Below are 12,870 nucleotides of genomic sequence, written 5' to 3'. Positions count from 1 at the left end.
AGGTTACCCGTCCGGGCACCTTCGCCCGCGCGTGGGCCAAGGCGGTCTCCGGGACGAGCTACCTGCCGATGACCCAGGCCCAGCTCGAAGCCCTCCTGCACCGGCTCACCGGGCAGCTGGCCGGCGCGCTGCTCGCCGAGCCGTTCGACCTGCGCGCCGGGCACCGGGTCGGCGCCGAGTTGGTCGCCGCGCACATCGCGTCCGCGGAGGGGCTGGGGCGTACGGTCGAGGTCATCCAGCTCCGGCTCGTGCGGGACCTGGGACTGGTGGCCGAGGACGTCGAGGACCGGATGGCGCGACTGCTGGCCGCCGTGGCGACCGGTTACGCCCGGGCGCTGCGCGACCGGACGCTCGACGAGCAGGAGTCGATCCGTCGGGCCGCCATGATGGCCCGGACGCAGGCCGAACGGGCGCTGCGGGCCAGCGAGGCCCGGTTCCGCCACCAGGCCACCCACGACCCGCTCACCGGCCTGCCCAACCGGACGCTGTTCACCGAACGACTCACCGCCGCGCTCAACGAGCCGGGCCGGGGCGCCCAGCGCATGGGGGTGTGCTTCCTCGACCTGGACCGCTTCAAGGTCGTCAACGACAGCCTGGGGCACCAGGTGGGCGACCGGCTGCTGACCACTGTGGCCGAGCGGCTGCGCGAGGCCCTCGGTGAGCACCTGGTGGCCCGCCTCGGCGGCGACGAGTTCGTCATCCTGGTGGAGGGGGCCAGCGGCACCGACGCCGTGGTGGAGGTGGCCGAGAGCGCCCTGGCCGCGGTCCGCACACCGGCGGTTGTCGACGGGCACGAACTCCAGGTCACGGCGAGCATCGGCATCGTCGAGCGGCAGGTGGCCGGGGCCACGCCCAGCGACCTGATGCGGGCCGCCGACAGCACGCTGCACTGGGCGAAGTCGGCCGGCGGGGCGCGCTGGGCGCTCTACGACGCCGAGCGCAACCGCCGCGAGCTGGCCCGCTACGCCCTCTCGGCGGCCATCCCGGCCGCGCTGGAGCGGGGCGAGTTCTACCTCGACTACCAACCCCTGACCTCGCTGCGCGACGGCCGGTTGCTCGGCGTGGAGGCGCTGGTCCGCTGGCGCCATCCGGAGCTGGGTGTCCTGCGGCCGGACAGCTTCATCGCGCTCGCCGAGGAGACCGGCCTGATCGTGCAGCTGGGCGGGTGGGTGCTGGCCGAGGCGTGCCGCGAGGCGGAGGCGTGGTCGTCCGACGGCGTCGAGGCGCCGTTCGTGAGCGTCAACCTGGCCGTACGGCAGGTGCACCGGCCCGGCCTGGTGCAGGAGGTCCGCACGCTGCTGCGCCAGACCGGTCTGCCGCCCGAGCGACTTCAGCTGGAGATCACCGAGAGCACGATGATGAGCAGCGCCAAGGAGCCGGTGCGCGCGTTGCGGGTGCTGGCCGATCTCGGCGTCCGCATCGCCATCGACGACTTCGGCACCGGCTACAGCAACCTGGCGTACCTGCGGGACCTGCCGGTCACCGAACTGAAGGTGGCCGGGGAGTTCGTGGCCGGTCTGCGCTCGCCGGCGGTGGGGCGTACCGACGAGCGGATCCTCGCCTCGCTGGTGTCGCTGGCGCACGCGCTGGACCTGACGGTGACCGCCGAGGGGGTGGAGACCGCCGGGCAGGCCGAGCGGCTGCGGGCGATCGGCTGCGACGCCGCCCAGGGCTGGCATTTCGGCCGGCCGGCCCCCGCCGACCGCATCCTGGCCCGCATCCGCTGAAACCCCCACACTGGCAGTAGACAGCGTCTACGCCCGACTGGTAGACACTGTCTATGAACGAGGGGGAGGCGGGCCTGCGCGCCCGACTGGTGGCCACCGGGGTGGACCTCGTGCTGCGCGAGGGCCAGTCGGCGGTGTCACTGCGGGAAATCGCCCGTCGGGCGGGCGTCTCGCACGGCGCCCCGCGCCGCTACTTCCCCACCCACGTCGACCTGCTCTCCGCCATCGCCCGGGAGGGCTTCGCCGACCTCACCGCCCGCGTCGAGGAGACGCTGCGCGCGGCCGGCCCGGATCCGCGTACCCGCCTGGTCGCGCTGGCCCGGACGTACCTGGACTTCGCCGCGGCACACCACGGCATGTTCGAGCTGATGTTCCGCCACGACCTGCTGGCCAGCGGTCGTCTGCGGCTGCGCGAGACGAGCCTGCCGCTGTTCACCCTCCTGGTCGACCTGGTCGCCCAGGCACGCCAGCCGGCCGCCGCGCCCGCCCCGGTGCTGGCCGGCGCGCTCTGGGCCAACCTGCACGGCATCGCCCAGCTCTGGGCCTGGGGCAGCCTGCCGCTGGCCACCGGCGTCACCGACGACGACACCCTGCTGCGGGCCGCGCTCGACGCGCACCTCGGCCCCGCGCCGCACTGAACCGGGAGAAGACGTGCCCCTGCTGTACGACATCGGCAAACTGACCGTCGGCACCACCCTGCGGCTGGGCTGGCGGCCCCGCGTCCAAGGGCTGGAGCATGTGCCCCGCCAGGGAGGCGCCATCCTCGCCGGCAACCACCTGTCCGTCGCCGACGAGGTGTTCCTCGGCTGCCTGACGCCGCGCCATGTCACCTTCTGGGCCAAGGCCGAGTACTTCACCGGCCGAGGCCCGAGCGGTTGGCTCAGTCGGCAGATCGTCGCCGGCATGGGCGCCATCCGGGTCGAGCGCGCCGGCGGCCGGGCCGCCCTCACGGCCCTCGACGCGGCAGTGCCGGTGCTGCGCGCCGGTGGTCTCGTCGCCATCTACCCCGAGGGCACCAGGTCCCCGGACGGGCGGCTCTACCGGGGTCGGGTCGGCATGACCCGGCTCGCCCGCGACGCCGAGGTGCCGATCATCCCGGTCGGTGTGCTCGGCACCGCCGAGGTCCTGCCGGTCGACGCGCGGCTGCCCCGCCGACACCCGGTCACCCTGCGGTTCGGTCCGCCGATCCCGGTCGCCGGGCGCATCACCGGCCCCCGCGACATCCGCACGATCACCGACGAGGTGATGGCCGCGATCCAACGGCTCACCGACCAGGAGTACGTGCCCCGCTACGCCCCGCCCCGGCCGACCCGCACCTGAACACCAGCGGCGGTCAGCCGGCGAGCAGAGCCGCCATCCGCTGTGCCTGCGCCTCCCAGCGCCACTCCCGCTCCACCCACGCCCGGCCGGCCGCGCCCAGTTGGCGGGCCAGATCCCGGTCTTCGAGCAGCCGGGCCACCCGGTCGGCGAGCTGGGCGACGTCGCGGCCGCGGACCACGTAGCCCGTCTCGGACTCACGGACCGCGTCCGGGGCGCCGCCGGAGTCCCCCGCCACCACCGGCAGACCCGTCGCGGACGCCTCCAGGTAGACGATGCCCAGCCCCTCGACGTCCAGGCCGCGGTTGCGGGTGCGGCAGGGCATCGCGTAGACGTCGCCGGCCGCGTAGTGCGCCGGCAGCTCGGCCGACGGCACCGAACCGGTGAACACCACGTCCCGCTCGACGCCCGTCTGCCGGGCCAGCTTCTCCAGGGTCGCCCGGTACGGACCGCCGCCGACGATCAGCAGCGCCGCGTCGGGCACCCGGCGGCGGATCTCCGGCAGCGCCCGGATCAGCATGTCCTGACCCTTGCGCGGCACCAGCCGGGACACGCACACCACCACCGGCCGGTCGGTCAGCCCCAACCGGGCCCGGACCGGCTCGCCGTCCACCGTCGGGTGGTAGGTGTCCACGTCCACCCCGGGCGCCAACCGGCGCAGGTCGGTCACCCCGTCCAGCACGCGGGCCAGCCGGACCCGGGTGTACTCGCCGAGGTAGGTGGTCACGTCGACACCCCGACCGATGCGCCGCAGCGCCGGCCGGGCAGCCGGGAGCGCCGCCCAACCGACCTCGTGGCCGTGGGTCTGCGCCACCACCCGGCGTACGCCCGCGCGGCGGCGCAGGCCGGCGGCGAGCAACCCCAGCGGGGCCGCCGCGCCGAACCACACCGTGTCGCAGTCGTACGTGCGGGCGAGGCGGGCCGCCCGGCGGGCGATCAGCGGGGTGGGCAGGAGCACCCGGGTGCGTTCGCGGATCACCTCGAACGGCTGGTCGGCGTCGAACTTCGCGGCGCCGCGCCAGCTCGACGCGTACACGACAACCGACCCGGCCGGCTGACGCACGGCGAGGTTGTGCACGAAGGACTGGATGCCACCCGGACGGGGCGGGAAGTCGTTGGTGATCAGCAGCGTGCGGCTCACAGGCCGGCCTCCCGGGCGTACGCGCGGGCGGCGGCCATCCGCTCCACGGTGGACGGATGCGAGGCCGAGTAGAGGTATTCCCAACGCGGCGGATCGGGGTCGCCGAGGTTGACCGAGCCGAGGCGGCGCTGCATCGACTCGAAGGCCACCGGGTCGCCGGTGAGCGCGAGCGCGTGCGCGTCGGCGCGCGCCTCCACCCGCCGGGACATCAGCGCCTGCACCGGTGTGGCGACCAGGCCGGCCACCGTGACCAGGGCGATCAGCAGCGGAAACGCGCGTGGATCGGCCACCGAGTCGACACCTGCCAACCGCAGTAGCAGCCCCCACGAGCCGAGCAGGTACAGCGCGACCACTGCGGCGGCCGCGCCCAGCGCCCCGGTCAGCGTGCCCACCGTCACGTCGGAGTCCTTCGCGTGCCCCAACTCGTGCGCCACCACGGCGGTCACCTCGGCCGGCGTGCCCTCGCTCAGCAGCGTGTCGTAGACGACCACCCGGCGGGTCGGCCCGAGGCCGGAGACGTACGCGTTGACCGCCCTGGTGCGCCGCGAGGCGTCGGCGACCAGCACGTCGCGCACCGGCACCCCGTCGCGGGCGGCCATGCTCATCAGCTCGGTGCGCAGCGGACCCTGCTCCATGGGGGTGAACTTGTTGAACACCGGCTCCACCAGCACGGGCAGCACGAACGAGAGCAGCACCACCAGCAGGGCCGCGCCCGCCGCGCCGAACGCCCACCACCAGCGCGGCGCGAACCTGATGACCGCGTAGAAGCCGAACAGCGCCACCGCGCCGATCACGGCGCTGACCGCGTACGACTTGAGCAGGTCGACGGTCCAGCCGCTCCACCCGTTGGTGCTCAGCCCGTAGCGGGTCAGCACGCTCTGCCGCCAGGCGGAGAACGGGAGGGTGAGCAGGTCGGCGACGAGCACCACGGCGAGACCGCCGAGCACCGCCTGCGCGATCCAGTGCCCACCGAACGGCCGGCCCACCAGCTCGACCAGGCGGCTGCCTAGCGGGGTGAGACCGAGCGCGACGGCGATCAGCAGCCCGACGGCCAGCGCGGCGTAGCTGCCGGGGCGCAGCGCGGAACGGAATTCGCGCGCCTTGGCCACCTGCTCCGCCGGGAGGTCACGCAGCGCGGCGAGCTGGTCGGCGCGGGGCGCCGGTGGCCGGTGCCAGGGTATGAACAGCGCGGCGGTCACCAGCAGGGCCACCGTCAACCCGGCCAGCGTCAGCAGCGCCCAGCCGCGCGGGGTCACCGGGGCATCCCCTGCCGTGCGGCGCCGGCGCGCGTGGCACCGACGGGCCCGCCGCGCTCGCGTCGTACCCCGCTCATCCCGCCGCTCCTCCCGCCGTGACCGCCCATCCTATGGCCCGCGAAAAGCCCGCTTCGCCCGCGGTGTCGCGCTCCGTCGGGGGCCGGCGCGGGTGGTCGTGCGGGAACTCAGTCGTGCGGGAAGTCAGGCCACCCGGCGGACCCGGCGCCCGGGGGCACCCGGCCGTGGGGCGGCGTCGGGCCGCGCGGGCGCGGCCAGCACCTCGACGTCGAAGCCGGCCCGGGCGAGCACCTCGATCGCCTCGACCTCGGCGGCGACCAGCCCGGCCGCCGGGGACGTCTCGTCGAACAGGGCGGTCAGCGGGCAGCCGGAACAGCCGTCGGCCCGTTTCGCGCACCCGTCGCAGTCGATGAGCATCACGCCTCCTGATCGCTCGCGATGCGCGGTCGACACCCTGTCGTCGTCACCCGAGCACCGTCGGTCACATCGACGCTATCCACCGGGTACGACAGAACCGCCCGCACCGCCCCGTTGAGGGCTAGATCGACTCCAGATCAGCGAAATCGGGGTATCCCGACCGGCCGGACACCCCGATATCGGCGATCCCGTGTCGATCACGCGCGCACGCTTGTCGATCGCGTCTGTTCCAATCGCCGGTCAACTGCCGGTCAAGCGCCTGTCCCCCGCCAGAGGCCGCTGCGATCGTTGCGGTACGGCCGATCCACCGCCCGACGAGGTCCACCGGCGCACCTGCCGGGCCGAGTGGAACCGGCCGTCCCCACGTTGACCCACCGGAGGACTTCATGCGTGGACCATCCTCGATCACACGATCCCGACTCTCGGCCGGCGCGCTCCTCGCGGCCATCGCGACGGCCGCGGGCGGGCTCGTCGCCACGCCCGCGCAGGCCACCTCGGCGCTCGGCTGCAACTACCCCCGCGTCTGCTTCTGGGTGACCGGGAACCCGTACGACGGCGCCCCGCCGACCGCGTCGTTCCAGGACAACTACTACCAGACCCTCGGGTCCCGCAGCCGGGGCGCGGACTGGGTCTACAACAGCCGTAACGACGACGGCGCGAAGATCTTCTACTCCAACGGCGACTGGGTCTGCGTCTCCCCGGGCGAGCTGGCCTACCTCGAGCCGTACGGCTACGCGGTAGCCCTCGACATCATGGACTCCCCGTACTGCTCCTACTGACCCGATCGCCGGAGGTTGACGACATGTTTCCACGACGTCTCCTGGCCGCCTGCGCCGTCACGGTGACCGCGGCGGTCGGCCTGGTCGCCACACCGGCGTTCGCCGGCGGCTACTTCCAGACGCAGACGGACCTGAACCTGCGCTACTGCCAGTGGCTCAACAACTCGCAGTGCTCGGTGATCCTCACGATCCCGAATGGCCAGTCGGTCTACCTGAACTGCTGGGCGCCCGGCTCGTCGGTCAACGGCGACACCGTCTGGTACAACGCGTTCTACGGCAACGCGAGCGGCATGCTCGCCGGTGACTACGTGAACACGGGGCACGACCCGAACCCCGCCGTCTCCCGCTGCGTCTGACCCGCGATCCGGCCGCTGGCGCCGACGCACCAGCGGCCGGATCCGGACGTCACGGGTAGTACACCCGAGGGCTGGTGAAGATGCCGTGCAACGTTCCGCTGCAGGTGTAGACCTCGACCACCGCCACGGCGGAGCCCTTGAAGTTGTTCATCACGTTGACGTTGCGGCTGATCGGCCCGAACCGGCCGGTCCGGCTCAGGTCGTAGTAGATCCAGGAGCTGTTGCCGTTGTTCGTGGTCCGCAGCTGCAGGTACGCCGTGCACCGGGACTGGTCAGGTATGGCGTTCATGTAGAAGTCGCCCACCACGGTCTGGTTGGAGCCCTGGTACGAGATGCACGAGCTGATCGGGTAGGCGCCGGTGCAGCCGCCACCCGAGGCCGCCTGGGCCGGTCCCGGAGCGACGAGGAGCGCCGCCAGTGTGACAACCGTGCCGAGGATGGTGCCCAGCAGTCTTTTTCTCATGTCGTACGCCTGCCTTTGTCCGGTGCCCGGCGGTGCCGGGCGGATGCGGACACCGTCGCCGACCGAACCTGCAGGAACCTCGCCGTATTCTTGCCCGCCCCGACTCCTCGGCCCGCTCGCGCGGTCAGGACCGGGCGAGGCGCCGCAGCAGCGAGTCGGCGCCCAGCGGGTACGCGCCGTGCCGGCGTACGCCGTCGGCGACCTCGCGGTCGGACGAGATGACGACGACCGGGCGGCCCGCCGGCTCGGCGCGGACCAGGCGGCGGATCAGCTCGTCGGCGGTCTCGCCCTTGCGGGAGAAGAGCACCCGCACGCCGCGGGGCGCGGGCGGCAGCCCGTGCATCCGTTCGGCGCCGTCGAACACGACGGTGACCTCGTCGCCGGTCTGCGCGGCGATCCCGCCCAGACCGGTGATGAGGCGCTTGCGCTGCTGCTCCAGCGACATCTCGCCGAAGCCACGCTTGGTGACGTTGTAGCCGTCCACCACGAGGTGCGCCCGGGGCAGGGCGAGCAACTGGTCCAGCCGGGCCGGGTCGTCGGTGTCGCGGGCACGGGCGGCCGGGCCGGCCGGGGCGGCGCCCGGGTGCTCGGCGAACGCGTCGGCGACGAAGTCGGCGGGGAGCTTGTCCACCGGGTCGAGCGCCAGCTCCCGGCGCAGCCCGACGGCGGCCTGACCGATGGTCTCCAGCAGCAGCCAGAGGCGGGCGTCGTCGACCGAACGCGCCTCCTTGGCGCTGGCCCGGGCCACCCCGGCGGCGGCCTCCGCCTCGGCGAGCCGGGCGCGGGCGCGGCGCAGTTCGGCGTCCACGTCGGCGCTGGCGCGCGCGGCCCGGCCGCGTTCGGTGGCCAGGAGTTCGCTGGCCTTGCGCTCACGGGTCTGCGTCTCGCGCAGGGTACGGGCCAGCTGCCGGGACTCCTCGCGGAGCTGGCCCAGCTCCTCGCGGACCCGCGCCAGCTCGTCGCGGAGCTTGTCGGCCTCGACCCGGGCCACCGCCCGGTCGTGCTCCGCGCGGGTGGCCCGCTGCTCGGCCTCGCGGACCAGCTCGGCGACGACGGCGCTGTCCGCCTCGGCGCGGACCGCCGCGCCGCTGGAGTCGATCAGCTCGCGCCAGCCACGGGGCCGGGCCAGGTACGCCAGCGCGGCCACCTCGACCGGATCGGCGGCGGCCGGCGCGGTGCCCTCGACCACTGCCGCGCCGAGGTCACCGGCGTCGGCCAGCACCCGCGCGGTGACCCGCTGCCGGAACAGGGGGTCGGCGGTGAGCTGGGCGGCGATGGCCGGGGCGCCGAGTCGGGCCCGGCGGTTGGGGGCGAACTTGGCCACCCGGCGCAGCGGCACCGGCACCTCGTCGGCGGGCAGGGTGGGCAGCACTGCGGCGGTCAGCGCCACGATCCGCTGCCGGACCGGCTCGGGCAGTGTCGGTTCGGGCTCGACGGCCGGGTCGCCACCCGAATCGGCAGGAGTGTCACCGCTGTCCGGGTCGCCCACGGCACCGTCGCCCGCGACCGGATCCTCCTGCGGGAGGTGGTCATCGTACGGCTCGGTGAGGGGCATGTGGCAAGTCTCCCACCGCGACCGGGCCCACCGCCCGTTGGTGAGCCGATCTCTCATCCTAGCCCCATGGTGACTGCTGGGACCGCTGCGACGGGAGTGTCGGACCGGGGCGCTAGCGTGCCGCCGATGGCACAGGCGGAGTACGTCCAGGAGTCACTTGCCGGTCTCGACCCGGCGGTGGGCGGGGTGGACCCGGCCCTGCCGCTGTACGCGACGACCTTCGTGGTGGTCGACCTGGAGACCACCGGCGGCGCACCCGACGGCGGCGGCATCACCGAGATCGGCGCGGTCAAGGTGCGCGGTGGCGAGCACCTGGGTGAGCTGGCCACCCTGGTCAACCCGGGGCAGCCGATCCCGCCGTTCATCACCGTGCTGACCGGGATCACCCAGGCCATGCTGGTGCCGGCGCCGCCGATCGAGCAGGTGCTGCCCAGCTTCCTGGAGTTCATCGCCGACGCGGTGCTGGTCGCCCACAACGCCCCGTACGACGTGGGGTTCCTCAAGGCCGCCTGCGCGAAGCACGGGCACCGCTGGCCCAATCCGCGTGTGCTGGACACGGCGGCGCTGGCCCGCCGGGTGCTGACCCGCGACGAGGTGCCCAACCGCAAGCTGGGCACCCTGGCCGCCTACTTCCGCACCGCCACCCAGCCCACCCACCGGGCGCTCGACGACGCGAAGGCCACCGTCGACGTGCTGCACGGGCTGATCGGCCGGCTCGGTGGGCACCGGGTGGACACCGTCGGCGACGCCATCGAGTTCGCCCGCGCGGTCACCCCGACGCAGCGTCGCAAGCGACACCTGGCCGAGGGGCTGCCCAGGGTGCCCGGCGTCTACATCTTCCGGGCCGCCGACGACCGGCCGCTCTACGTCGGCACCTCGGGCGACATCGCCACCCGGGTGCGCAGCTACTTCACGGCCGGCGAGAAGCGTGCCCGGATCTCCGAGATGCTGGCCGCTGCCGAGCGGGTCGAGGCGGTGGAGTGTGCCCACTCGCTGGAGGCGGAGGTCCGCGAGCTGCGGTTGATCGCCGCGCACGCTCCCCCGTACAACAGGCGGTCGAAATACCCGGAGCGGATGGTGTGGCTCAAGCTGACCGACGGTCCGTACCCCCGGTTGTCGATCGTGCGCGACATCTCCCCCACGGACACCGCCTACCTCGGGCCCTTCACCTCCCGGCGGGCCGCCGAGCTGGCCGCCGCCGGCTTTCACGACGCGGTGCCGCTGCGCCAGTGCACGCACCGGCTCTCGCTGCGCACCGTCACGCCGGCCTGCGCGCTGGCCGAGCTCGGTCGCTGCCCGGCGCCCTGCGAGCACAAGATCACCCCCGAGGAGTACGACGACAGAGCAGCCGGTCCGTTCCGCACCGCGACAGCCAGCGACCCGCAGCCCGTGGTGGACGCGCTGCTGGCGCGGATCGACGTGCTCGCGGCCGACCAGCGTTACGAGGAGGCCGCCGTGGTGCGGTCCCGGCTGGCCGCGGTGCTGCGCGCCACCGTGCGGATGCAGCGGCTGGCGGCGCTGACCGGGATCGTGGAGCTGGCCGCCGCCCGACCGGCCGCCCGGGGCGGCTGGGAGCTGGCCCTGGTCCGGCACGGTCGCCTGGCCGGGGCCGGGGTGTCCCCGCCCGGCGTCCACCCGCGACCCACGCTGAACGCCATCCGGGCCACCGCCGAGACGGTGTCGGGCGGGCACGGCCCGGTGCCGTCGGCCACGGCCGAGGAGTCCGAGCGCATCCTGTCCTGGTTGGAGCGGCCGGAGACCCGGCTGGTCGAGATGTCGTCCGGTTGGTCCTCGCCGGCGGGCGGGGCGGGCCGCTTCCGTGACCTGCTGGCGAAGGCCGAGAGCGGCGCGTCGCACCAACTCTCGACCGAACGCTCATGACCAACTGACCGATCGGACTACGTCGACTCCCTTAGGCTGTTAGAGAAGTGCAGTCCTGCCCGTTTCGTGGGCCTGCTCCCGATCGCCCGGTCCGGCGGTCGCGGAGCCGGGGTGAGGAGGTGTCCCTCGTGGACGTCGACGCCGGACACGGCGCCGCCCTGGGGGGCGCCCTGCCGACCCGGTCGGGTGAGCTGCCCCTGACCCGCCGACTGCGGTCGTTGCTGACCTGGCCGACCACCGACTCCGACCCGGTCACCCACCTGGTCCGCACCCATCGGGGCATCCACGCGGGCACCGATCCCGCCGTGCTGCGCCGCGCGTACACGATCGCGGAGAACATGCACCGCGGTCAGTTCCGTAAGAGCGGGGAACCGTACATCACCCACCCGCTCGCGGTGGCGCAGATCTGCGCCGAGCTGGGCATGGACACCACGACCCTGGTGGCGGCGCTGCTGCACGACACGGTCGAGGACACCCGCTACACGCTCCAGGCGCTGTCGGAGGACTTCGGCGGCGAGGTGGCCCACCTGGTCGACGGGGTGACGAAGTTCGACAAGGCGTTCTACGGCAAGGCCGCCGAGGCCGAGACGATCCGCAAGATGATCGTCGCGGCCGCCAAGGACGTCCGGGTGCTGATCATCAAGCTGGCCGACCGGCTGCACAACATGCGCACGCTCGGTGTGCGCTCCGCGGCGTCCCGGGAGCGGATCGCCCGCAAGACCCAGGAGGTGCTGGTCCCGCTCTGCGACCGGCTGGGCATCCAGACCCTCAAGCGCGAGCTGGACGACGTGGTGCTGCTGCACCTGGAGCCCGAGGAGCACGCCCGGCTGGCCCGGCACGTGCACGACCGGCCCGGGTGGGACTCGTACCTCGACGCGGTGGTGACCCGGGCCCGGGTGGCGCTGCGCCGCAGCCGGGTCGACGCCGAGGTGAGCCCGCGCCCGCGGCACCTCTACTCGATCTGGAAGGACACCATCGCCGGCGGCCACACCGCCCCGTACGACCTGCCCCGCATCTCGGTGGTGGTCGACGGCCCGGCCACCGACTGTTACGCCGCACTGGGCGCGATCCACGGCACGTGGCGGCCGATCCCGGGCCGTTTCAAGGACTTCATCGCCTCACCCAAGAACAACCTCTACCGCTCGCTGCACACCAGCGTCTGCGGCCCACAGGACCGCACGGTGGAGGTGCTGATCCGCACCGAGGAGATGCACCGCTCGGCCGAGTACGGCATCGCCGCCGACTTCCGCTTCCCGCGCTCGGGCAGCGGCGGCGCGGCGGCGCGCGCCGAGCAGTTGGACTGGCTGCGCCGCGTGCTCGACTGGGAGCCGGACGCGGCCGACCCGGCCCAGTTCTACGAGTCGCTGCGCTGCGACCTCGCCGAGGGCCAGATCCAGGTCTTCGCCGACGGGCGTCAGGTGGTGCTGCCGGCCGGCGCCACACCTGTCGACCTGGCGTACGAGCTGGGCAGCCAGCGGGGCGACCACTGCCTCGCCGCCCGGATCAACGGCCGGCTCGCGCCGCTGAGCTCGGAGCTGGACGAGGGCGACGTGGTGGAGATCTTCACCGAGAGCGACGGCGACAACGGCTTCGAGGCTGGCGTGGCGCCACGCGGCCCGCGCAAGGAGTGGCTGGGCTTCGTCAAGTCGCCGAACGCGCAGATGCAGATCAACAGGTGGTTCGCCGAGCACACCGAGCCGGGCATCACGATCAGCGACAAGGTCCGCCTCGGTCGGGCCACCATCGGGCTCGCCCTGCGCCAGCACAACCGCGGCCTCGCCAGCGACCTGCCGCTGCTGCGGCTCTCCGAGGAGCTGGGCTATCCCGACCTGGAGACCCTGCTGGTCGCGGTCTTCGACCGGGTGATCGAACCGGACACCGTGGTACGCCAGCTCATCGACCTGGTCGACCATCGACAGTGACCGGCCCGGCCCCAGCGCGTCCGAAGGACATTCGTGAC

12 protein-coding genes are annotated in these 12,870 nt (G+C 73.5%); 7 read left to right on the top strand and 5 right to left on the bottom strand.

Annotated features, from left to right (window positions below; all coding sequences use genetic code 11):
• The first annotated feature begins 68 nt into the window (after positions 1-68).
• Genes ACLQ27_RS20485 through ACLQ27_RS20475 form a run of 3 tightly spaced genes read left to right on the top strand, consistent with a single transcriptional unit; the run spans position 69 to position 3,047 of the window.
• Complete coding sequence (locus ACLQ27_RS20485; RefSeq protein WP_234587024.1) at positions 69-1,727, top strand: putative bifunctional diguanylate cyclase/phosphodiesterase; 1,659 nt, start codon at positions 69-71, stop codon at positions 1,725-1,727.
• A gap of 53 nt (positions 1,728-1,780) precedes the next feature.
• The gene (locus ACLQ27_RS20480; RefSeq protein WP_357496722.1) at positions 1,781-2,365 is read left to right on the top strand and encodes a TetR/AcrR family transcriptional regulator; all 585 of its coding nucleotides are present in this window, start codon (positions 1,781-1,783) and stop codon (positions 2,363-2,365) included.
• 13 nt (positions 2,366-2,378) lie between these two features.
• A complete protein-coding gene (locus ACLQ27_RS20475; RefSeq protein ID WP_357496720.1) occupies positions 2,379-3,047 on the top strand; it encodes a lysophospholipid acyltransferase family protein in 669 nt (222 codons plus the stop codon).
• Positions 3,048-3,060: 13 nt separating this feature from the next.
• Here ACLQ27_RS20475 and ACLQ27_RS20470 read toward each other — a convergent pair whose 3' ends face one another.
• The 3 genes from ACLQ27_RS20470 to ACLQ27_RS20460 all read right to left on the bottom strand — a co-directional run bounded on the left by ACLQ27_RS20470 (position 3,061) and on the right by ACLQ27_RS20460 (position 5,876).
• Complete coding sequence (locus ACLQ27_RS20470) at positions 3,061-4,185, bottom strand: glycosyltransferase family 4 protein (RefSeq protein WP_357496718.1); 1,125 nt, start codon at positions 4,183-4,185, stop codon at positions 3,061-3,063.
• Positions 4,182-5,441, bottom strand: a complete 1,260-nt coding sequence (locus ACLQ27_RS20465) for a M48 family metallopeptidase (protein ID WP_425868159.1) — start codon at positions 5,439-5,441, stop codon at positions 4,182-4,184. Before ACLQ27_RS20465 ends, ACLQ27_RS20470 begins: the two co-directional genes overlap by 4 nt.
• 201 nt (positions 5,442-5,642) lie before the next feature.
• Positions 5,643-5,876 carry a hypothetical protein gene (locus ACLQ27_RS20460; protein ID WP_234586958.1) on the bottom strand — a complete coding sequence of 78 codons (234 nt, stop codon included), beginning with the start codon at positions 5,874-5,876 and terminating at the stop codon, positions 5,643-5,645.
• Positions 5,877-6,262: 386 nt separating this feature from the next.
• On the opposite strand from ACLQ27_RS20460, the gene ACLQ27_RS20455 reads away from it, so the two are divergent.
• Entirely contained in the window at positions 6,263-6,655 is a 393-nt protein-coding gene (locus ACLQ27_RS20455) for a hypothetical protein (RefSeq protein WP_234586961.1), read from the top strand.
• A gap of 23 nt (positions 6,656-6,678) precedes the next feature.
• Complete coding sequence (locus ACLQ27_RS20450; RefSeq protein ID WP_234586963.1) at positions 6,679-7,011, top strand: hypothetical protein; 333 nt, start codon at positions 6,679-6,681, stop codon at positions 7,009-7,011.
• A gap of 49 nt (positions 7,012-7,060) precedes the next feature.
• Here ACLQ27_RS20450 and ACLQ27_RS20445 read toward each other — a convergent pair whose 3' ends face one another.
• A complete protein-coding gene (locus ACLQ27_RS20445; protein ID WP_234586966.1) occupies positions 7,061-7,474 on the bottom strand; it encodes a hypothetical protein in 414 nt (137 codons plus the stop codon).
• A gap of 124 nt (positions 7,475-7,598) precedes the next feature.
• Positions 7,599-9,029, bottom strand: a complete 1,431-nt coding sequence (locus ACLQ27_RS20440) for an NYN domain-containing protein (RefSeq protein WP_357496714.1) — start codon at positions 9,027-9,029, stop codon at positions 7,599-7,601.
• 126 nt (positions 9,030-9,155) lie between these two features.
• Between ACLQ27_RS20440 and ACLQ27_RS20435 the strand changes: the two genes are divergently transcribed.
• Both ACLQ27_RS20435 and ACLQ27_RS20430 read left to right on the top strand, forming a co-directional pair.
• The gene (locus tag ACLQ27_RS20435) at positions 9,156-10,910 is read left to right on the top strand and encodes a DEDD exonuclease domain-containing protein (protein ID WP_425868156.1); all 1,755 of its coding nucleotides are present in this window, start codon (positions 9,156-9,158) and stop codon (positions 10,908-10,910) included.
• A gap of 128 nt (positions 10,911-11,038) precedes the next feature.
• Positions 11,039-12,832 carry a RelA/SpoT family protein gene (locus tag ACLQ27_RS20430; protein WP_357496809.1) on the top strand — a complete coding sequence of 598 codons (1,794 nt, stop codon included), beginning with the start codon at positions 11,039-11,041 and terminating at the stop codon, positions 12,830-12,832.
• Positions 12,833-12,870 lie beyond the last annotated feature (38 nt).

The organism is Micromonospora sp. DT63, assembly GCF_049841615.1.
In the GTDB taxonomy this organism is placed as follows: Bacteria; Actinomycetota; Actinomycetes; order Mycobacteriales; family Micromonosporaceae; genus Micromonospora.
The sequence above is the reverse complement of the archived record's forward strand: the minus strand, read 5'-3'. Positions and strand labels throughout refer to the sequence as shown.